Annotated in this window: 18 protein-coding genes and 1 pseudogene; 8 read left to right on the top strand and 11 right to left on the bottom strand. The window is 73.9% G+C overall.

The window, feature by feature from the left end; all coding sequences use genetic code 11:
• From I4I78_RS15570 to I4I78_RS15605, 8 genes and pseudogenes are all read right to left on the bottom strand, one after another.
• Window positions 1-221 (bottom strand): annotated as a pseudogene (locus I4I78_RS15570) (hypothetical protein); the annotation flags it as partial.
• Window positions 218-1,399 (bottom strand): amidohydrolase family protein, encoded by a 1,182-nt coding sequence (locus tag I4I78_RS15575; RefSeq protein WP_218612043.1) that lies wholly within the window; start codon window positions 1,397-1,399, stop codon window positions 218-220. The gene I4I78_RS15575 and the pseudogene I4I78_RS15570, both read right to left, overlap by 4 nt.
• The gene (locus tag I4I78_RS15580) at window positions 1,396-1,875 is read right to left on the bottom strand and encodes a Rieske (2Fe-2S) protein (protein ID WP_218612044.1); all 480 of its coding nucleotides are present in this window, start codon (window positions 1,873-1,875) and stop codon (window positions 1,396-1,398) included. The genes I4I78_RS15575 and I4I78_RS15580 overlap by 4 nt, the downstream gene beginning before the upstream one ends.
• Window positions 1,872-2,393 carry an aconitase X swivel domain-containing protein gene (locus I4I78_RS15585; protein ID WP_218612045.1) on the bottom strand — a complete coding sequence of 174 codons (522 nt, stop codon included), beginning with the start codon at window positions 2,391-2,393 and terminating at the stop codon, window positions 1,872-1,874. Before I4I78_RS15585 ends, I4I78_RS15580 begins: the two co-directional genes overlap by 4 nt.
• Window positions 2,390-3,670, bottom strand: coding sequence for an aconitase X catalytic domain-containing protein (locus I4I78_RS15590; RefSeq protein WP_218612046.1), 1,281 nt, complete (start codon window positions 3,668-3,670; stop codon window positions 2,390-2,392). The genes I4I78_RS15585 and I4I78_RS15590 overlap by 4 nt, the downstream gene beginning before the upstream one ends.
• Before the next feature lie 15 nt (window positions 3,671-3,685).
• Complete coding sequence (locus tag I4I78_RS15595) at window positions 3,686-4,990, bottom strand: FAD-dependent oxidoreductase (RefSeq protein WP_218612047.1); 1,305 nt, start codon at window positions 4,988-4,990, stop codon at window positions 3,686-3,688.
• Window positions 4,991-5,119: 129 nt separating this feature from the next.
• Entirely contained in the window at window positions 5,120-6,061 is a 942-nt protein-coding gene (locus I4I78_RS15600) for a LysR substrate-binding domain-containing protein (protein WP_308252138.1), read from the bottom strand.
• A gap of 38 nt (window positions 6,062-6,099) precedes the next feature.
• Window positions 6,100-6,438 (bottom strand): hypothetical protein, encoded by a 339-nt coding sequence (locus tag I4I78_RS15605; RefSeq protein WP_218612049.1) that lies wholly within the window; start codon window positions 6,436-6,438, stop codon window positions 6,100-6,102.
• Window positions 6,439-6,715: 277 nt separating this feature from the next.
• Here I4I78_RS15605 and I4I78_RS15610 point away from each other — a divergent pair, with 277 nt between their 5' ends.
• Complete coding sequence (locus tag I4I78_RS15610) at window positions 6,716-8,164, top strand: DHA2 family efflux MFS transporter permease subunit (RefSeq protein ID WP_308252139.1); 1,449 nt, start codon at window positions 6,716-6,718, stop codon at window positions 8,162-8,164.
• On the opposite strand, the gene I4I78_RS15615 is transcribed toward I4I78_RS15610, so the two are convergent.
• On the bottom strand, window positions 8,151-8,636 hold the full coding sequence (locus tag I4I78_RS15615; RefSeq protein WP_218612050.1) for a hypothetical protein: 486 nt from the start codon (window positions 8,634-8,636) through the stop codon (window positions 8,151-8,153). The two genes, I4I78_RS15610 and I4I78_RS15615, sit on opposite strands and share 14 nt — an antisense overlap.
• A gap of 93 nt (window positions 8,637-8,729) precedes the next feature.
• Between I4I78_RS15615 and I4I78_RS15620 the strand changes: the two genes are divergently transcribed.
• From I4I78_RS15620 to I4I78_RS15645, 6 genes are all read left to right on the top strand, one after another.
• Window positions 8,730-9,083, top strand: a complete 354-nt coding sequence (locus tag I4I78_RS15620; RefSeq protein WP_218612051.1) for a VOC family protein — start codon at window positions 8,730-8,732, stop codon at window positions 9,081-9,083.
• A 76-nt stretch (window positions 9,084-9,159) separates the two neighbouring features.
• Window positions 9,160-12,009 carry an FAD-binding and (Fe-S)-binding domain-containing protein gene (locus I4I78_RS15625; protein ID WP_218612052.1) on the top strand — a complete coding sequence of 950 codons (2,850 nt, stop codon included), beginning with the start codon at window positions 9,160-9,162 and terminating at the stop codon, window positions 12,007-12,009.
• Between the two features lie 27 nt (window positions 12,010-12,036).
• Window positions 12,037-13,446 (top strand): glutamate decarboxylase, encoded by a 1,410-nt coding sequence (locus I4I78_RS15630; protein WP_218612053.1) that lies wholly within the window; start codon window positions 12,037-12,039, stop codon window positions 13,444-13,446.
• Between the two features lie 619 nt (window positions 13,447-14,065).
• On the top strand, window positions 14,066-15,466 hold the full coding sequence (locus I4I78_RS15635) for an HNH endonuclease signature motif containing protein (RefSeq protein WP_218612054.1): 1,401 nt from the start codon (window positions 14,066-14,068) through the stop codon (window positions 15,464-15,466).
• Window positions 15,467-15,542: 76 nt separating this feature from the next.
• Entirely contained in the window at window positions 15,543-15,893 is a 351-nt protein-coding gene (locus tag I4I78_RS15640; RefSeq protein WP_218612055.1) for a GNAT family N-acetyltransferase, read from the top strand.
• 123 nt (window positions 15,894-16,016) lie between these two features.
• Window positions 16,017-16,334 carry a tetratricopeptide repeat protein gene (locus I4I78_RS15645; RefSeq protein WP_218612056.1) on the top strand — a complete coding sequence of 106 codons (318 nt, stop codon included), beginning with the start codon at window positions 16,017-16,019 and terminating at the stop codon, window positions 16,332-16,334.
• Window positions 16,335-16,418: 84 nt separating this feature from the next.
• Here I4I78_RS15645 and I4I78_RS15650 read toward each other — a convergent pair whose 3' ends face one another.
• Entirely contained in the window at window positions 16,419-17,516 is a 1,098-nt protein-coding gene (locus tag I4I78_RS15650; RefSeq protein WP_218612057.1) for a M20/M25/M40 family metallo-hydrolase, read from the bottom strand.
• Between the two features lie 152 nt (window positions 17,517-17,668).
• Here I4I78_RS15650 and I4I78_RS15655 point away from each other — a divergent pair, with 152 nt between their 5' ends.
• On the top strand, window positions 17,669-18,547 hold the full coding sequence (locus I4I78_RS15655) for an LLM class flavin-dependent oxidoreductase (protein ID WP_218612058.1): 879 nt from the start codon (window positions 17,669-17,671) through the stop codon (window positions 18,545-18,547).
• Here the strand turns inward: I4I78_RS15655 and I4I78_RS15660 are convergent.
• On the bottom strand, window positions 18,525-19,391 hold the full coding sequence (locus I4I78_RS15660) for an LLM class flavin-dependent oxidoreductase (protein WP_218612059.1): 867 nt from the start codon (window positions 19,389-19,391) through the stop codon (window positions 18,525-18,527). The genes I4I78_RS15655 and I4I78_RS15660 overlap by 23 nt on opposite strands.
• Window positions 19,392-19,533 lie beyond the last annotated feature (142 nt).

Genomic DNA, 19,533 nt, shown 5'->3' on the forward strand with positions numbered 1-19,533 from the left:
CCCGCCGCCCGCGCCCGGTCGGTGGCCGACGGCGGGGCCTGCGGCGGGTACGCCCCGCCCTGTGACGGCGACAGCGCCAGGTTCGCGTTCTGCAGGTAGTCGAGCCAGTAGGCGCTCAGGTACGGGCGCAGCGTCGCCAGCGACGCCGGCGCGCAGTGCACGTCGGTGTCGACGGCTCCCGGTTCCGGCCGGGCGGGTGCCACCGTCTCCCCCGCGGTCATCGGGCGCTCCGCGTCGTGACACTCGGCGCCGGGACACTCGGCGCCGGGACACTCGGCGCCGGGACACTCGGCGCCGGGACACTCGGAGGAACGGCCGGGTCGAGCCCGTAGAGCCGGGCCGCGTTGGCGCTCATCATCGGCGTCCGCAGGTCCGCCGGCAGGACCCGCAGCGCGGTGTCCGGCGCGTCGAAGTCCCAGTGCGGGTAGTCCGAGGAGAACAGGATCCGGTCGGTCAGCCCGGAGTGGCGCAGGGTCGCGGCGAGGTGGGCGGGATCGGGCGACTCCTCGATCGGCTGCGTGGTGAACCAGCACTGCTCGCGGACCTGCTCCGACGGCGAGCGGGTCACCCCCGGCATGTCGTCGCGCATCAGCGGCCACGCCTCGTCCAGGCTCCACAGCAGCGACGTCACCCAGGACACCCCGCCCTCGACCAGGACCAGCTGCAGCCCCGGCGTCCGGGCCAGCACACCGCCCGCGACCAGCCCGGTCAGGGCGACCGCCATCGCGTTGCCGTACCAGGCGTGCTGCTCCAGGTAGAACGACGGCCAGCCGTCCCCGCGGTGGCCCTCGGTGCCGCCGAGGTGGACCGCGACCGGCAACCCGCGCGCCGCGGCCGCGTCGTAGATCGGCCGGTACTTCGCGTCCGACATCGGCAGGTGGGTCCCGCTCGGGAACAGCGCCTGCACGAACCGCGGGTCGCCCGCCCAGTGCTCGATCTCGGCGACCGCGTGCTCCGGCGACTCGTGCGGCAGGCAGATGCTGGCGCGCAGCCGCGGCTCCGGGTCGAGCCAGTCCGCCACCAGGGCCTCGTTGAGCGCCCGGCACAGCGCGGCGGCGTACTCCGGCTCCTCGGCGCCGAACGTGTGGCTCTGCAGCGGGATCAGCACCCCTGCCGCGACGTCGTAGGCGTCGAGCAGCTGCGCGCGCAGCATCCCCAGGTCGCTGCCGGGCGCTCCCTGCTCGGGGTAGGAGTCGAGCCGCATGCCGCCGTTGCGCATCCGCGGGTAGACCGCGGGCGGGGCGGCGTTGCGCACCCCGAAGCGCGTGTACCGGCGCCGCCACGGCTCCGGCAGGAGGTCGGCGATCCGGGCCGGGTCGACCGAGGGGTGGATGTCGGCGTCGATCACCGGCGTCCGGGTGCGTGCCGGGCGCGGGCGTACGGCCTGCGACGTGCTCATCGGCCGTCTCCTTCGTCGTCGGCCCGCGTGCGGCGGCCCGCGGTGTCGATCACGACGTAGCGGTCCTCGATCGCGACGTCGTAGGTGTCGGCGACGTACGGGCCGGGCAGGCGCCCCGTCGTCGGGTGGGCCGCTGCCGGGTGGGCCGCCGCCGGCTCGACCGAGACCGGGTAGCTGCGCACCGGCGCCTCGCCCGGGCCGAAGTAGGACTGCCCGGTGGTCACGTCGTACTCCCAGCCGTGCCACGGGCACGCCACGAACGCGCCGTCGGCCATCCCGAACTCGCCCGGCAGGCCGGATGTCGGCGCCGCCGCGACCCGGCCACGGCACAGCGGCCCGCCCTGGTGCGGGCAGTGGTCGGCGAGGGCGAAGAACTCGTCGCCGACCCGGAACACGCCGATCGAGCGCTTCCCGACCTGCACGACCCGGTGCTCGCCGGGCGCGAGCTCGTCCACCCGGAGCACGGGGACCCTCACCGGTCGGCCCCCGTCCCCGGCGCCGGGTGCAGGAGCGCGACCGTGCCGGCGGTGGCGTCGAGCCGGACCACGTCCCCGGTCCGCAGCAGTGCCACCGGGTCGCCGTCCAGGTCGGACAGGGCAGGCACCCGCGTGACGACGGCACCCAGCGCCGCCTTCGTCGTGGTGACCGCGAAGACCATCCCGATCGGCGCGGTCCCGAGCAGCCGCGTCGTCTGGAAGAACCCGGACCAGCCCGAGGAGCCCTTGGCCCCGGGGAACACCAGGATCTTCCCCGTGAAGCACACGCCGAACAGCTCGTGGCGCGGCTCGATGATGGTGCCGGCGGCCGGGTCGATGCCGCCCCATCCGGAGATCGTCTCGTGCGAGACCAGGGCCTCGCCCTCGACGACGCCGGGCACCACGGTGCGCCCGCGCAGCAGCACCCGGCCCGCGGACGGCGCTGTCTCGCGGGCCGGGGCCGTCTCGAGGGTCGGGGCCGCCGGCTCGCGGGTCGCGTCGGACCGGATGCGGCTCATCGCAGCTCCCCCCGCCAGCGGCCGGTGACCGCGGCGTCGACGCATTCGGCGGTGGTGCCGAACCAGGCCTCGATCCCGAGGATCGCGGGCAGGTAGTGCGCCTGCTTCGCCGAGTCGGTGGCGAACACCCGGGTGCCGGGCGGGGCGGTCCGCGACATCGCCGGGCAGGAGTCGGTGAGCACCTTCGCGCCCGCGGCCTCGATCACCGCGGTGTAGCCGCTGCGCTCGGCCACCACCGCCAGCGCCCGCGGAGCCATGATCCACAGCTCGGTCCCGTCGTGCAGCCGGCGGCCCTCCAGGGCGCGTGCGGCGTCGCGGATCTGGTCCAGCGACGCGTGCGGGCAGCCGAGCAGTACGAAGTCGACGTCGGTGCTCGACCCCTGGTCGTTGAGCCGCGCGTAGGTCGCCCGCCGCTCGGCCTCGCCGAACACGACCGCCTCCGGGACGGGCTGCCCGCCGAACGCGGCCTCGACCGTCGGGGCCTCCGGGGTGACGCCCGGGACGTGGTACATCTCCACCCCGCCGGACGACGCCGCCGCGGCTCCGAAGTGCTTGAGGTCGGTCAGGTCCGGCAGCGCGTGCGCCCCGGTGACGACCGGGCGGGCCTCCTGCACGACGTCGCCGACGAAGTAGCCGAGAAGGCCCCAGTCCTGGAACGTCGCGACCGGGGTGTCCACCCGCACCAGGTGGGTGCCGCGGCGGTGCCGGTCGTGGTGGTTGCCCCAGCACGGCACCCGCCCGGTCAGGCTCGCCGCACCGGTGGACGCGGTGCCCTCGCAGTTGGTACGGGCGCCGAGCACCGAGTTGGCGTAGACCACCGCCGAGGACTCCATCCAGGCGCAGTGCTCGCCGCGGACCGGCAGGTTCCCGACCTGGTACGGCGTGCAGGTGGCCAGGATCGACACCCCGCGGCGGCCGTAGAACACCTCCGCGTCGGACTGCAGCGCCACGAAGTCCGCCGGGTAGGGCACGGTGCCGACCGAGTCCGGGCCGAAGCCCTGCTGCAGCTGGCAGGTCGGCACGGCCATCGGCGGGATCTCCAGGTCCTCGTCCGAGTCCAGGTTGATCACCGAGAACGCCTTGTCCCAGCCACCCTCGGCGACCAGTCGGGCCTTGGCCGGGGAGGGCTGCGTGGTGGTCCCGGCGACGTTGCGGACCTCGCAGAGCCCCTCGGCGTCGAGCGCCTCGCCGTAGCGCACCAGCAGGTCCATCGCCGCCGCGACGGCCGGGCCCTCCGCGCCGTCGCGCATCGCACGCTCGGTGTCGGTCAGGATCATGCGTTCGCCTCCGGGTCAGTCATCGAGGTTCTCGGCGATGCGCCCGGCCAGCGCCGCGGTGTCGACGTCGTGCACGCTGCCGTCGCGGGCGAGGTCGAACGCGTGCGCGGCGGCGTGGCCCATCGCCGCGCACGGGCCCATCACCCGCACGCTGGACAGGGCCGCGGCATCGCCGTCGACGCAGCGCCCGGCGGCGAGCAGGTTGTCCGCGTCCGGCGGCGTCATCGACCGCAGCGGCACGTAGTGCAGGTGCTCCGGGCCGAACGTCTCCCACACGTAGCCCTGCGGGGTGTCGTGCAGCTCGATCGGCCACGCGGTGCGGGCGACCGCGTCCGGGAAGCGGACCCCGGAGCGGACCTCGTCGACGCCGAGCTGGTGCACCCCGCGCAGCCACCGGGTCTGCCGGCGCCCGGGCAGGCCGTAGGAGCGCACGGTGGCCTTCCCGAAGACCTCCGGGAACTCCGTGCGCAGGAACGCGACCACCCGGTCGGCCTGGATCTTGCCCTCCATCTGCGCCCGCGCCGCCGCGATCGGGTCCAGCGGGGCCTCGATGTGGGTCATGTTCAGCACCGCGGTGCCGCGGCCGGGGAAGAAGAACGCGAGCCCGTCGTGGCGGCGCAGCCCGTACTCGGCGGCCTTGGCCCCGACCCGGGCGGCGAGGTCGGCCGGCTCGGGCTGCTGGGTCTCGTCCAGGTTCTCCACCACCAGCTGCTGGCTGCCGTAGATCTCGCGGTCCGGCAGCCGGCACTCCAGACCGGCCGCCCAGGCCAGCGCGGCGTCGCCGCTGGCGTCGACGAACCCGGCCGCGGTGACCTCGACCGACCCGTAGCGGGTCGCGAACCGGACCGAGCGCACCCGGCGCCCGTCCCGCTCGACCGCGACGATCGAGGCGCCGGTCAGCACCCGGATCCCGTGAGCACGGACGGTGTCCTCGACCCAGCGCCCGAGGCGGACCTCGTCGTAGCCGACGGTCGTGGTGTGCCCCACCCGGTAGAACATGTCGCCGGTCGGCTCGAGCTCGGCGAAGATGTCGTCGAAGATCCCGCGGGTGAGCCGACGGTGCTCCGGGGCGTTGCCGAACACGCCGCAGAACAGCCCGATCAGCGAGTTCACCATCTGGCCGCCGAGCACCGGCAGCGCGTCCACCAGGACCACCTCGCGGCCCAGCTTCGCGGACTCGACCGCGGCCGAGAGGCCCGCGATCCCGGCGCCGACGACGCACACGTCGGCGGCCACGGTGTGCTCGGCGGGATCGTCGGCCCGGACAGGGCGGTCGCGGACGACCGTGTGGACCGGAAGGTCGGTGAGCGCGTGCGGCATGGGTCACACCGTAGGAACGCCCGGGCGTGCCGCGGAAATAGACGATTCGCCTGCCAAGCCATCAGGCGCATCGATAGTCGCAGCTCACAGGGCCACAGTTCGCAGGGTCACAGGTCACAGGTCCGCAGCTCACAGGGCCGCGGCGAGCTCGACGAGTGTCTCGCGCAGCCAGCGGTGCGCCGGGTCGCCGTCCAGGTCGGCGTGCCACCAGAGACGCTCCCGGATCGGTGCCGGCTCCCCCGGGCACTCCAGCACCCGCAGCCCCAGGCGCTCGGCGACCTGGTCGGCCAGGCGCTCCTGCATCAGCGCCACCCGGTCGGTACCGGTCACCAGATGGGGCACCGCCAGGTAGCTCTCGACGCGCACCCGCATCTCCGGCTCCAGCCCGAGCCGGGTGAGCTGGCGGGTCATCGGCGCCGACGCGGCGAACCCGCGGTCGGGCTGGAACGGCACCACCCACGGCATCCGCGCCAGCGTCTCCAGTGTCGGCGGGCCCTGCCCGGCCACCGGGTTCGCCGCGTCCATCACGCACACCCACCGGTCGGAGAACAGCTCCACCGACCGCAGCTCCGGCAGGTCGAACCGGGCCGCGGGCGGCGCGACCATGCCGTCGATCAGCCGGATCGTCTCGCCGATGTCGGCGGCGAAGGCCTCCCGGACCAGGCGCAGGTGCAGGTCGACGCCGGGTGCCCGCTCGGCCAGCGCGGCGGACAGCGACGACCCGAGCACGGCGACGGTGTAGTCGGCCACCAGCAGCGTGAACCCGCGCCGCGACGAGGCCGGGTCGAACCCGTGCCCGGTGCCGAACAGCCGTTCCGCCGCCGCGCAGACGCCTTCGACCTGGTCGGCGAGCTGGGTCGCGAGCGGGGTCAGCACGTAGCCGCCCGCCCGGCGGGCCAGCAGCTCGTCGTCGAAGTGGCGGCGCAGCCGCGACAGCGACGCACTGGCGGCGGGCTGGGTGACCCCGATCCGCGCCGCGGCCCGGGTCACGTTCCGCTCGCGCAGCAGCTCCCGCAGGGTGACCAGCAGGTTCAGGTCGAGGTTGGCCAGGTGTGCCGTCGGGTGCCTCACGAGGGGACCTTCCCTCATGATCGCGCCCTGTCAACCGGTCAGTGCCGTGGCCGCGGCCGTCGGGCGGGTCCGCGGGCGACGACATCGCGGACCGGGGATACGAGCACCCGTCGGGTGGTGTCCAGCACGGTCGCCTCGGCGGACCGGACCGCGGGATCGAACGCGGGAGCACAGCGCCAGAGCACGAGGTACACCTCCTCGAGCACGCGCTCGGCCCGGGCCGGCGCCCGCAGCACCTCGCCCACCATGGCGAGGACCGTCGGGGCCGTCGCATCGTAGAGCCGCGCGAACGCGTCGACGTCGCCTCGTCCGGCCGCCATCAGCAGGGCGTCGGTCGCCGCCCGCCGCGGACACGCGACGGGCTGGTTCCGCGTCACCGACGAGGACCTGCCCGGATCGACCACGCCGATGCCCCGTCCCGCCGTCTCGTCACGACCGATATGCCGGGTCCGGGGCACAACGCCGAGCCGCCGGCGGCCCGGACCTCGACCGTAGGGTCGGCGTGTCACCACGGCAACCCGAACGGCCGAACGCCACCCGGACCGGCGGGCGACGCCGTGCCGCATCTCTCAATCAGCTGAGTGACTTAACCGGTAGCGTCGTCGGGGGACGTGGCGGCCCAGCCGGGAGACCCGCCTGCGGTGAGAGGGAAACGTGAAGATCGAGATCGACCAGGACGTGTCCATCGGCCCCGCGCCCCGGCGGGCCGGGCTGCTGATCGGCGTCCTGGTCGTCTCCGCCTTCGTCATGATCCTCAACGAGACGATCCTGAGCGTCGCGCTGCGCGACCTGACCGTCGACCTGGGCGTCCCGACCTCGACCGTGCAGTGGCTGACCAGCGGGTTCCTGCTGACGATGGCCGTGGTCATCCCGACCACCGGGTTCCTGCTCGAACGATTCACCCCGCGAGCGATCTTCGTGGCCTCGCTGAGCCTGTTCAGCCTGGGCACCCTGCTCTGCGCGATCGCACCCGGCTTCGAGGTGCTGCTGGCCGGGCGGATCGTGCAGGCCTCCGGCACCGCGGTGATGCTGCCGCTGCTGATGACCTCGGTGATGCGGCTCGTCCCGGTCGCGCGGCGCGGGGCCACCATGGGCACGATCACGATCGTCATCGCGGTCGCCCCGGCGATCGGGCCGACCATCGGCGGCGCCGTGCTGGCCGGTCTGGGCTGGCGCTGGATGTTCTGGATCGTGCTGCCGCTGGCCCTGGCCGCGCTCGTGATCGGCGCCGTGTGGCTGCGCCTGGACAGCACGACCCGCGCGGTGCCGCTGGACGTGGCGTCGGTCCTGCTCTCCGCGGTGGGCTTCGGCGGGGTGCTCTACGGGCTCTCGACGCTCGGCGAGTCCTCGGGCGGCGGGCACGCGGTCCCGCCGTGGGTCCCGATCGTGGTCGGGGTGGTCGCGCTCACGGTGTTCGTGGCGCGCCAGCTCCGGCTGCAGCGCGACGACCGGGCCCTGCTCGACCTGCGCCCGTTCACCCACCGCCCGTTCGCGGTCGCGATCGCCCTGAGCGTCCCGCTGTTCATGTGCCTGATCGGGGCCTCGGCGATCCTGCTGCCGCTCTACCTGCAGACGGTGCTGGGGACGAGCACGTTCGTCAGCGGCCTGGCGGTGCTGCCCGGCGGCCTGGTCCTCGGCCTGCTGGGACGCCCGGTCGGCGCGCTGTTCGACCGGTTCGGTGCCCGGCCGCTGGTCATCCCCGGCGCCGTGGCCATGGCCGCGTCGCTGTGGCTGTTCGCCACCCTCGGCCCGGCGTCGTCGCTGAACGCGGTGATCGGCATCCACGTCCTGCTGATGGCGGGGCTCGGGTTGATGATGACCCCGCTGATGACCGAGTCGCTGGGCGTCCTGCCCGACCATCTGACCTCGCACGGCAGCGCCATCCTCTCGACGTTGCAGCAGGTCTCCGGCGCGTTCGGCACGGCGGTGTTCGTGACCGTGGCCGCCCTGGGCTCGGTGTCGCCGACGGGCGGGCCGGACGCGGCGGGCCTGCAGACGGCGTTCGTCGTCGCCGGCTGCATCGGGCTGGTCGCCCTGGCCGCGTCGCTGTTCGTCCGGGCCCGGCCCCGGGTCCCGGTGCCGGCAGAGGTCACACGGCCGTGACCGGGCCCAGCAGCGACGGGTCCACCAGGTGCTCGACGCGGCCGTCCGCGGCGGTGACCCGGGCCAGCAACGCCTCCGGCGGCGCGAGCGTCGTGTGGCCCGGTGCCCCGGCGCGGTCCTCGGTCCAGGCCAGACCCGCAACGTCCCCCTCCCCGGTGCCGTGCAGCCGGACCGGCACGCCCGGTCGCGGCGCGGGCTCTCCGTCGACGGTGTAGCCGGCGGCCCCGAACAGCTCCACCCACTGCTCGGGGTCGAGACGCCGCTCGGGCCGTGCCGGTCCGGACCAGGCGTCGGCCACGGCACGCGGCAGCACGTCACCGCCGATCAGGGCGGCGTCGGTGAGCTCGACGAGCAGCGCAGGTACGCGCTCGCGACCGACCCGGGACGCCGCGGACTCCCACTCGGTGCGGCTCAGTGCGGTACCGCGGTCGAGCAGGGCGTTGACGGTGATCTCGTACAGTCCGGCGCTCACCGGGGGCCGTCCCCTTTACGACGTCGCGTCATCCGCGCAACCATCCCATCCGCGACCGACCGGCGTCGGCCCCGTGACGGACAGGAGACCTCCATGCGCGCGCTCCGCATCACGGCCAACCTGAGGGTGGCCGACGTCGACGAGGCGAAGAGCTTCTACACTGGCTTCCTCGGCCTGGGCACCGAGGAGTTCAGCATGGGGTGGGTGGCCCGCTACACCTGCCCCGAGACCGGGGCGAACGTCCAGCTCGTCACGCGCGACGCCACCTCCCCCGAGGACGCGGCCATCTCGGTGCACGCCGAGGACGTCGACGCCGCCCACGCCGAGGCGCTGGAGAACGGCTACGAGATCGTGCACCCGCTGACCACCGAGGAGTGGGGCGTGCGCCGGTTCCTGGTCCGGGCACCCGACGGGAACGTCGTCAACGTCGTCCAGCACCGGCAGTGAGCCGCTGTCCCGCACCGGCCCGGTGCGGTAGAGATGGCGTTGACCGCCGGTTCTCCACGCCCAGGATGGGATCGCCATGACCTCCGATGTGTGCGAGCAGCCGGTCACCGGCTCCCCCGACCTCCTGGCCTGGCTGCGCGGAGCCGTGCGCGATCCGTCGTCGCTGCACACCCGCGCCACCGACCGGCTCGCCTACGCCCACGACGCCTCGCACTTCGCACTCACCCCGCGCGCGGTCGTCACCGCCGCCGACGCCGACGAGGTCGGGCGGCTGTTCGCGGCCTCGGCCGGCTCGGGGGTCCCGCTCGCGTTCCGCTCGGGCGGGACGAGCCTGTCCGGGCAGGGCGGCACCGACGGCATCCTCGTCGACACCCGGCGGCACTTCCGCGACATCGAGGTCCTCGACGACGGCGCCCGGGTGCGGATCGGCCCCGGTGCGACGATCCGCCAGGTCAACGCCCGCCTGCAGCGGTTCGGCCGCAAGCTCGGCCCGGACCCGGCCAGCGAGGGTGCGTGCACCGTCGGCGGGGTCGTCGCGAACAACTCCAGCGGGATGGCCTGCGGCACCGTCGCGAACAGCTACGCCACCCTCGACTCGGTGGTGCTCGTGCTGCCCTCGGGCACCGTCGTCGACACCGGCGCCCCGGACGCGGACGAGCGCCTGGCGGCGCTGGAGCCGGCGCTGCACGCCGGCCTGGCGCGCCTCCGCGACCGGGTCCGGGGAGAGCCCGCCCTGCGCAAGCACGTCGAGGCGCAGTTCTCGATGAAGAACACGATGGGCTACGGGCTGAACTCGCTGCTCGACCACACCCGGCCCTCGGACATCCTCGCCCACCTGCTCGTGGGCAGCGAGGGCACGCTGGGGTTCATCGCCTCGGTCGTGATGCGCACGGTCCCGGTGCTCGCCCACGCCCGCACCGGGCTGCTCCTGTTCGACGACCTCGCCGCCGCCACCGGCGCGCTGCCCGCCCTCGTCGGGACCGGGCCGGCGACGATCGAGCTCCTCGACGCGACGTCGCTGCGGGTGGGCCAGGCCGACCCGCAGGCCGACGAGCTGCTGCGCACCCTGGCCGTGGAGAACCACGCCGCGCTGCTGCTGGAGTACCAGGCCGACTCCGCTTCCGAGGCGGACGACATGGCCGGGTCGGCACGTCGCGTCCTCGACAGGTTGCCGCTGGTGGGGGCCGGCTCCCTGACGTCCGAGCCCGCGACCCGGGCCGGGTACTGGCACATCCGCAAGGGCCTCTACGCGATGGTCGCAGGCGCCCGCCCGCAGGGGACGACGGCGCTGCTCGAGGACGTCGTCGTCCCGGTCCCCGAGCTGCTCCCGACCTGCGTGGAGCTGACCGCGATGTTCGAGCGCCACGACTACCGCGACTGCGTCATCTTCGGCCACGCCAAGGACGGCAACATCCACTTCATGCTCACCGAACGCCTCGGCGACGGTGCGCCGCTGGACCGGTTCGCCCGGTTCACCGACGAGATGGTCGAGCTGGTCCTGGGTCACGGCGGCTCACTCAAGGCCGAGCACGGCACCGGCCGGATGATGGCCCCGTTCGTGCGCCGCCAGTACGGCGACGAGCTCTACGACGTCATGCGCGAGATCAAGCGGCTCTGCGACCCGCGAGGGCTGCTCAACCCCGGCGTCGTGATCACCGACGAGCCCGACGGGCACCTGCAGGACCTCAAGTCCTCCCCGCCCGTCGAGGACGAGGTCGATCGCTGCGTGGAGTGCGGGTTCTGCGAGCCCGTCTGCCCCAGCCGGGACCTCACCACGACGCCGCGACAGCGGATCGTGCTGCGCCGCGAGATCCAGCGCGCACGCGACTCCGGGGACACCGTCCTGTTGGACACGCTGCGGCGCGAGTACGAGTACGACGGCATCGACACCTGCGCCGCGGACGGCATGTGCCAGACCGCCTGCCCGGTCCTGATCAACACCGGTGACCTGGTCACCCGGCTGCGCGCCGAGCAGGCGGGAGCGCTGGCGTCGAGGGGCTGGGCGGTCGCCGCCCGGCACTGGGACGCGACGACCCGGGCCGCCGCCGCCGCGCTGAGCACGGCCACGTTCCTGCCCGACCCGGTCGTCTCCCGGGCGAACGCGGTCGCGCGCAGGACCGTCGACGCCGACGACACCGTCCCGCTGTGGTCCCCGGAGCTGCCCGGGGGCGGGCGCCGGCGCGACACCCCGACGGCGCCGTCGGACCCGGTCGCGGTGCTGTTCTCCTCCTGCACCGCCACGATGTTCGGTGCGGCCGCGCAGGGTCCCGGCGCCACGGACGCCTTCCGGACGCTGTGCGAGCGGGCCGGCGTGCCGGTCACGACGCCGCCGGCGATGCCGTCGCTGTGCTGCGGGACGCCGTGGAAGTCCAAGGGCATGACCCGCGGGTACGAGGAGATGGCGTCCCGGGTCCTGCCGGCGCTGTGGGAGGCGACGCGCTCCGGATCGCTGCCGGTCGTCGGGGACGCGTCGTCCTGCACCGAGGGCGTCCGCCTCATGATCGAGAAGGGGCCGGAGCGCTTTCGGGCCCTCCGGGTCGTCGACGCGGTGGCGTTCGTCGCCGAGCACGTCCTGCCTCGGCTCGCGGTCACCTCACCCGCCGGGGCCGTCGCCCTGCACCCGACCTGCTCGGCGACGCGGCTCGGGGTCGCCGGTGCGCTGCGCGAGGTGACCGCGGCCGTCTCGTCGTCGGTGACCGTCCCCGACGAGTGGGGCTGTTGCGGGTTCGCCGGCGACCGCGGCCTGCTGCATCCGGAGCTGACCGCCTCGGCGACCGCCCGCCAGGCCGCCGAGCTGGACCGGCACGGGGACTTCGACGCCTACGTCTCCTGCAACCGGACCTGCGAGCTGGGGATGACGCGGGCGACCGGACGGCCCTACGAGAACGTGCTGGAGCTCCTCGAACGGGCCACGCGACCGATCTGACGCCGGCTCCGGGCCTACCCTGCGCCCATGCCGACCGCCCACCAGCCGTCCGAGACCGACGGCGACCGCCAGGACGTCAACGTCAACCCGGTGTTCGCCCGCGAACCGGTCCGGGTGCCGCGCTTCACACTGCCCGACGGCGAGCTGGACGCCGCCGTCGCGTACCAGGTGGTGCACGACGAGCTGATGCTCGACGGCAACGCACGGCTCAACCTGGCCACGTTCGTCACGACCTGGGCCGAGCCGCACGCGGAACGGCTGATGTCCGAGTCGTTCGACAAGAACATGATCGACAAGGACGAGTACCCGCGCACCGCCGACCTGGAGCAGCGCTGCGTCCGGATGCTCGCCGACCTGTGGAACGCGCCCGACCCGTCCACGGCGATCGGCTGTTCCACGACCGGTTCCAGCGAGGCCTGCATGCTCGGCGGGCTCGCGCTCAAGCGCCGCTGGCAGCAGGCCCGCCGGGCCGCCGGAAAGCCGACCGACCGTCCGAACATCGTCATGGGCGTCAACGTGCAGGTCTGCTGGGACAAGTTCGCGAACTTCTTCGAGGTCGAGCCCCGGCTGGTGCCGATGGAGGGCGACCGCCTGCACCTCGGCGCCGCCGAGGCCGTGGCGCAGTGCGACGAGAACACGATCGGCGTCGTCGCCATCCTCGGGTCCACCTTCGACGGCAGCTACGAGCCGGTCGCCGAGATCTGCGCCGCGCTCGACGACCTGGCCGAGCGCACCGGCCTGGACGTCCCGGTGCACGTCGACGGCGCGTCCGGGGCGATGGTGGCGCCGTTCTGCGACCCCGAGCTGGTGTGGGACTTCCGGCTCCCCCGCGTCGCATCGATCAACACCTCCGGCCACAAGTACGGGCTGGTCTACCCGGGCGTCGGGTGGGCGCTGTGGCGCGACGAGGCGGCCCTGCCCGAGGAGCTGGTGTTCCGGGTCAACTACCTCGGCGGTGACATGCCGACCTTCGCCCTGAACTTCTCCCGGCCCGGCGGGCAGGTCGTCGCGCAGTACTACAACTTCCTGCGCCTGGGCCGCGACGGCTACCGGCGGGTGCAGCAGACCTGCCGCGACGTCGCCACCGACCTGGCGGCCGCGATCGCCGACCTCGGCCCGTTCCGGCTGCTGACCGACGGGTCGCAGCTGCCGGTCTTCGCGTTCGTGATCGACGGCGAGCAGCCGTTCTCGGTGTTCGACGTGTCGGCGGGCCTGCGCGAGTCGGGATGGCTGGTGCCCGCCTACACGTTCCCCGCGCACCGCGAGGACATCGCCGCACTCCGGATCGTGGTGCGCAACGGCTTCTCCCCCGACCTCGCCGGCCTGTTCCTCGACGACCTGCGCCGGGTGGTCGAACGTATGGGCCGGCAGGCGGTCCCGCAGCGCGGCAGTGAGTCGGCGTCGTTCTCGCACGGGACACAACCCAAGACTCGCTGACCGCACGGTCAGCCGAACTTGGGCTGCTGTGTCCGAATCACGAGAGTTCCGACACCCGCCGGGCTCACACGTCACGGGCGTACCGGTGGGCCGGCCGTCGTCGACCTCTGCGCCGCGGCGCTCGACGAGACCGTCGGGGTGGGCAGGAGGGTGGCGCCGTCCTCCGGACGGCGCCACCGCGTGCCCGCCCGGCCGTGGTGGGCCCGGCAGTGGCGGGCCGCGCCGCGCACGGAGGGATCCTTCGGGACGCCGGGTGAGCGAGGGGACCCCTCGGGACCGCGCCCGACCTCGTAGGAGGGGATCGATGAGCGTGATCTGGATCCGGGCGAGCGCCGACCCGGACGGAGTCAGGTCGCGCGCGCGAGCCCGAGAGCGGGATCTCGCTACTGGCGATGCGGTACGCATGCATGGCGTGCGCGGCGTCCCGGTCACGGCGCCGCCGCGCCCCTTGTGCCACGGACTCCACCGTCGTTATGACGTGGTGGCCCGGATGCCGGCGAGCGCGACCGCGACCGGCACCGCAACGACCGCATCGTCGAGCTCCGGCCGTGCGTCGAGTGGTCGCTGACCTGCGGCGACGGACCTAGAGTGCGAACACTTGTTCGACTACAATTGGTCCATGTCCGACGCCCGGATCGCCGCCGCGCACGACCGCCTCATCGAGGCCGTCGAACAGCTGCGCGCGGTCGTCGTCGGGGCGAACGACACCGGGCAGATCTCCGTGCTCATCGCCTGCGAGACCGCCCGGCGGCGCCTCGATCACCTCTCGGTCGGTGTCCTGGCCGCCGCCGAACGCCGCGACGTGTTCACCTCCCGCGGCTACAAGACCAGCACCGCCGCCCTCGCCGACCTCCTCGGCTGGGAACGACACGAGGCCCGCCGCCACACCACCGCCGCGGAGAACGTGGTCGGGAAGACCGCCCTGGACGGCACCGCGTTGCCGCCGCGGCTACCGGCCACCAGCGCGGTGTTCGACGCCGGACGCACCAGCCTGCGCCACGTCGAGGTCGTGGCGAAGGTACTCGGAACCCGCGCCGCCGACCGGCTCGCCCCGGCCGTCTGGGCCGCCGCCGAAACCGAACTCGCCGCCAAGAGCAGCGACTACACCCCAACCGAGCTACAGACGTGGGGAACCGAACTCGTCGACAAGCTCGACCAGGACGGCCCGGCCCCCGACGACGACCACCCCGAGCCCGAGGTCAACGAGCTCAGGTTGGTACGCCACCGCAACCGGCCCGGCGGAAAGATCACCGGACGGTTCGACGACGCCGCCATGTTCGACACGATCGCCACGGTCATCGACGCGAAGTCCAAGCCGACCACGGCCGACGAGACCCGCGAACCCGCCCAACGCCAGGCCGAAGCCCTGGCCGAGGTGTGCGGGTACGCCCTGTCCCACGGCCCGACCTCGCTGGTTCCCGAGACCGGCGGACGGCGCCCGCAGATCTCGGTCATCATCAGACTCGAGGACCTGGAAGCCCGCGCCCGCAACGGCATGCTCGACTTCGGCGGCAGGACCTCACCCGAGACGCTGCGGATGCTCGCCTGCGACGCCGCCGTCCTGCCCATCGTCCTCAACGGCGAAGGACAACCCCTCGACGTCGGACGCGTCACCCGCTCGATCCCCGACGGACTCCGCCGCGCCGTGATCGCCCGCGACCGCGGATGCGCCCACCCCGGCTGCGACCGGCCACCGTCGTGGTGCGAGGTCCACCACATCATTCCGTGGGAAGACCTCGGCCACACCAAGATCGACAACCTGGTGATGCTGTGTCGACAGCACCACCGCCTGATCCACCACCCCGGATGGACCGTCCGCATCCGCGACGGACTCCCCGAGTTCCTGCCACCGGCCTGGATCGACCCCACACGGACACCACGCCGCCAACCCGGCCCGGTGATCGACATCCCGAGCCCGCGAGGTTCCGCACCGCCGGCCCCGGCTGCGAAAGCCGACACCGGCACCGGTGTGCGCATCGCGAACCTGGACGGCCTGTTCGGCGCACCTCGGGGCGGATAGGAGGCCGCTGCCGCCGGCCGGGCCGCCGACGCACAATGGCATCCCGCACGATCCGACACGTCCCCGAGGAGATCCCATGCCGTCCGACCAGGACGCCACCACCGACGCGATCGCGCTGCGACACGCGCCGGACCGCAGTCGGTACGAGATCGACGTCGACGCCGAGCCGGCCGGGTTCGCCGCCTACCTCGACCGGGACGGACGGCGGATCTTCTTCCACACCGTGGTCGAGGAGCGGTTCGGCGGGCGAGGCCTGGCCGGGAAGCTCGTCGCCCACGCCCTCGCCGACACCCGCGGGGCGGGGCTGCGGATCGTGGCCATGTGCCCCTACGTCGCGAAGTACGTGAGCACCCACCACGAGGTCGACGACCTGCTCGACCCGGTCAGCTCCGCCGACCGTGCCGCGGTCCGCGACGCCCAGGGCTGACGGCCGGGGAGTGGGCCGCGGGCGTGGGCTGGGGGCCGGGAACATCGTCACCCGTCCCGTGGTTCCACCGACATGGTTGAAGAATCAACCACGTACCCGCTCCGCAGAAGGGGAGGACCAGACATGAACACCGTGACCGATCGCTACGACCGGGCGACGTTCCTGTTCGCCGCCGGCGACTACATCGAGGCCTCCCGGGCACTGGCCGCGCTCGTCGCCGAGGAGCCCGGCTCGAGCGCCCTGCGCCTGCTGCTGGCGCGGGCGTACTACCACTCCGCCCAGCTCGGCCGGGCCGAGCAGGAGCTGCGGACGCTCGTGGCGGAGAACCCGGTGGACGTCTACGCCCGCCTGCTGCTGGGCCGGACCCTGCAGCGGCTGAGCCGGCACGACGACGCGGCCGCGCACCTGCGCCTCGCGGAGGCGATGAGCCCCGCCGCCTGAGCGGCGCACCCGAGGACCGGGCCCGACGCGACGTCCGCGTCGGGCCCGGTCGTGTCGGTGGGCTGCCCCGTCGATGAACCGAGCTCAGCGGACGAGGGCGCGGAACGCCCGGATCGCGTGCTCCAGCTCGGCCACCGCAACGTTCTCGTCGACCGCGTGCATGCGCGCCGGGTCGCCCGGTCCCCAGATCGCGATCGGCACGCCGGGCAGCACCGGGGCGAGCACCGAGGCGTCGGTGAAGTAGCGGACCGGCTCGGACGCCGGCTCCCGTCGCGCGACCCAGGGGTCGCCGGCGTCGGTCGTGACCGCGGGCAGGCGCGAGGTCACGGTGACCTCGTCCGCCTCGGGTTGGTGCTCCCACCACGCCAGGAGGTCGGCGCCGTCGCCGACGACGCGGTGGTCCAGGTGCGCCTCGGCACGGTCCGGGACGATGTTGGTCGCCGTGCCGCCGGACAGTGTCCCGAGGTTGACCGTCTCGGGGCCGAGGAAGGGGTCGGCGGCCAGCGGCAGTTCCGTACGCGCCCGGACGGTCAGGTCGGCCAGGCGCGCGATCGCGTTGACGCCGAGGTCGGGCGTGCTGCCGTGCGCGGCCCGCCCGCGGGAGACGACGCGCAGCCACAGTGCGCCGCGGTGTCCGAGGTGGACCCGGTTGTGGGTCGCCTCGGGGATCACGACGGCGCCCGGGGCGAGTGCGCGCACCACGTCCCGCGCCTGGACGGCACCGAGGCAGCCGACCTCTTCGTCGCTGGTCAGTAGCAGCGCCGCGGGTGTATCCCGGCGGCAGGCCTCGACGAGTGCGGCCGCCGAGGCGACCACCCCCGCCTTCATGTCCGACGCGCCGCGCCCGTGCACGAGGCCGTCGGCGATCTCCCCGCCGAACGGGTCGACGCTCCAGTCGGCCGACGAGCCGACCGGCACGGTGTCGACGTGGCAGGCGAACAGCAGCGGAGCGGCCGGACCGGGATCACCTCCGGTGCGCAGCAGCGCCCACGGATGCGGGCCGTCGAGCTCGGCCTCGCACCCGACGTCCGGCGCGACCGCCCGCACGGCGGCCAGCACGGTGTCGATCACCGCGACCTGGCCCGCCACGTCACCGGAGACGCTGCGCTGCCGAACGAGTGCCGAGAGCAGCGCCGCCGCGCCCTGCTCCGAGCCGCTCCACGTGCCGTGTGCCGGGTCCACGTCCGCTCCTCGTGTCGGGGAGTGACCACCTTCGCAGGAGCGACGCCGCGGTAGCCGTCATGGGGCACGCGGCGTCGACGGTGCGCTCCGCACCGGCCCGCCGGCCGCTGCCGGCCTCGGATGCGAGTCCCGGCCCGTGCCAGGCTGGGCGCATGTCCACGGCTCTCAAGTTCGGCTGGCTGTCCCCGGCGATCGGCAACCGCGACAGCGGCTACCAGCCCATCGCGCAGTTCCAGGACCGGCACATCCTGCCCGCCGCGCTCCCGCACTTCGACTCGTTGTGGCTGGCCGACCACTTCTACGGCTTCGACGCGAAGTCCGACCCGTTCCTGGAGGCGTGGACCACGCTGACCTGGCTCGCGGCGCGCCACGAGAACGTGCTGCTGTGCCACCACGTCCTCGGCCACGGCTACCGGCCGCCCGCGCTCACCGCGAAGATGGCCGCGACCCTGCAGGTGCTCAGCGGCGGGCGCTTCGTCCTGGGCATCGGTGCGGGGTGGCGCGAGGACGAGTACCGCGCCTACGGCTACGACTTCCCGGCGCCGTCGGTGCGCTTCGCCCAGCTCGAGGAGCTCGTGCAGATCTGCCGGCTGATGTGGACACAGGAGGACCCGTCGTTCTCCGGTACCCACTTCGGCATCGACGGGGCGGCCGCGCCGCCGCTGCCCGAGACCGTCCCGCCGGTGTGCATCGGCGCCGGCGGGGAGAAGGTCGGGCTGCCGCTGGTCGGGCGCATCGCCGACATGTGGAACGCGCCGTCCCGCGGCTCGGTCGGGGACTGGAACCGGCGGATGGGGATCGTGCACGACTCGGCCGAGCGCGCCGGTCGTGACCCCTCATCGATCGAGGTGTCGGTGACGCTCGAACGCCCCCTGCCGGTGACCGACCAGGACTCCGAGAAGCTCGTCGAGGAGCTCTCCGCCCACGCCGGCCGCGGGGTGGCGCACGTCGTGATGGACTTCGGGAACCCGCGCTCGACCGAGCCGGTCCTGCGCTTCGCCGAGCAGGTCATCGCGCCCCTGCGCGGCTGACGACCGGGCCGGTGCCGGCGGCCGGCGGCGCCGGTCCCCCGGCCGCGAGGAGCGGGCCGAGATGCTCGGCGACCATCCGCATCGTCGTGCGGTGCACCTGGCCGGCTGCGGTCGCGGGCTGGGCCTGCACGAGGATCTCGTCGGCCCACGGCATGGCCGGGTCGTCGGCCCACTCGGCGGCGACCGCGTCCGGCGTGCGACCCGGGTGGACCGGGCGCGAGAGCAGGACCCGCGGCGGTCCCGCCGCGTAGGTCCAGTACCGGGCCAGGTCCGCGGCGACACCGGTGTCGGCGCCGTCGGGCGACCTCGCGGGACGCCCGGAGACGACACCGATCCCGCGCGCCGCCGCCTCGTCGACACCGGACGACGACCCGGTCGCCCACCAGATCCGGTCGCGCAGCGTCGGCCGGGCCGGTGTCAGGTCGGGTTCACCGAGCCGCTCGCACAGCCGGTCCACCACGGCCCGGCAGTCGGCGTGGCGTCGATCGTGGTCGCGCCCGGACCGGGCGGAGGCGGCCGGGTCCGCGCCGGCGCCGATGCCGAGCTCGACCCGGCCGCCGCTGATCTCGTCCAGCACGGCGGCGTCCTCGGCCAGCCGCAGCGGGTCCTGAAGCGGTGCCGCCACGACCCCGGTGCCGAGCCGGATCGACAGGGTCTGCGCGGCGACGGCGGCCAGCAGGACCAGCGGGGAGGGCAACAGTCCGCCCAGGTGACCGGCGTGGTGCTGGGCCACCCAGAACGAGGAGTAGCCGAGCTCCTCGGCCAGGACGGCGAGCTCGATCGTCTCCCGGTACACGGTCGCCGGGTCGTCGCCGGCGACGTGTGAGAGGTACCCCAGCCGCACGGCACAGACCGTAGCGCTTGCCCACCGGCCAGTGACGCCGCACCGCTCCTGCGTCGGCGGGAGCCGGACCCACTCCAACAACGAGAGCACTGCTCTTGCTTTGCGGGGACAAGCCTGTCATTGTCAGTTTCAGTGCTCACGG

Origin of the sequence: Pseudonocardia sp. KRD291 (assembly GCF_019263595.1) — a bacterium.
Taxonomy (GTDB): Bacteria; Actinomycetota; Actinomycetes; order Mycobacteriales; family Pseudonocardiaceae; genus Pseudonocardia.

Coding starts and splice junctions, on each gene's coding strand:
- I4I78_RS15595 (WP_218612047.1), bottom strand. CDS start 4,990: ATGCCGCACGCGCTCACCGACCTTCCGGTCCACACGGTCGTCCGCGAC.
- I4I78_RS15590 (WP_218612046.1), bottom strand. CDS start 3,670: ATGATCCTGACCGACACCGAGCGTGCGATGCGCGACGGCGCGGAGGGC.
- I4I78_RS15635 (WP_218612054.1), top strand. CDS start 14,066: ATGTCCGACGCCCGGATCGCCGCCGCGCACGACCGCCTCATCGAGGCC.
- I4I78_RS15630 (WP_218612053.1), top strand. CDS start 12,037: ATGCCGACCGCCCACCAGCCGTCCGAGACCGACGGCGACCGCCAGGAC.
- I4I78_RS15585 (WP_218612045.1), bottom strand. CDS start 2,393: ATGAGCCGCATCCGGTCCGACGCGACCCGCGAGCCGGCGGCCCCGACC.
- I4I78_RS15645 (WP_218612056.1), top strand. CDS start 16,017: ATGAACACCGTGACCGATCGCTACGACCGGGCGACGTTCCTGTTCGCC.
- I4I78_RS15625 (WP_218612052.1), top strand. CDS start 9,160: ATGACCTCCGATGTGTGCGAGCAGCCGGTCACCGGCTCCCCCGACCTC.
- I4I78_RS15575 (WP_218612043.1), bottom strand. CDS start 1,399: ATGAGCACGTCGCAGGCCGTACGCCCGCGCCCGGCACGCACCCGGACG.
- I4I78_RS15620 (WP_218612051.1), top strand. CDS start 8,730: ATGCGCGCGCTCCGCATCACGGCCAACCTGAGGGTGGCCGACGTCGAC.
- I4I78_RS15640 (WP_218612055.1), top strand. CDS start 15,543: ATGCCGTCCGACCAGGACGCCACCACCGACGCGATCGCGCTGCGACAC.
- I4I78_RS15655 (WP_218612058.1), top strand. CDS start 17,669: ATGTCCACGGCTCTCAAGTTCGGCTGGCTGTCCCCGGCGATCGGCAAC.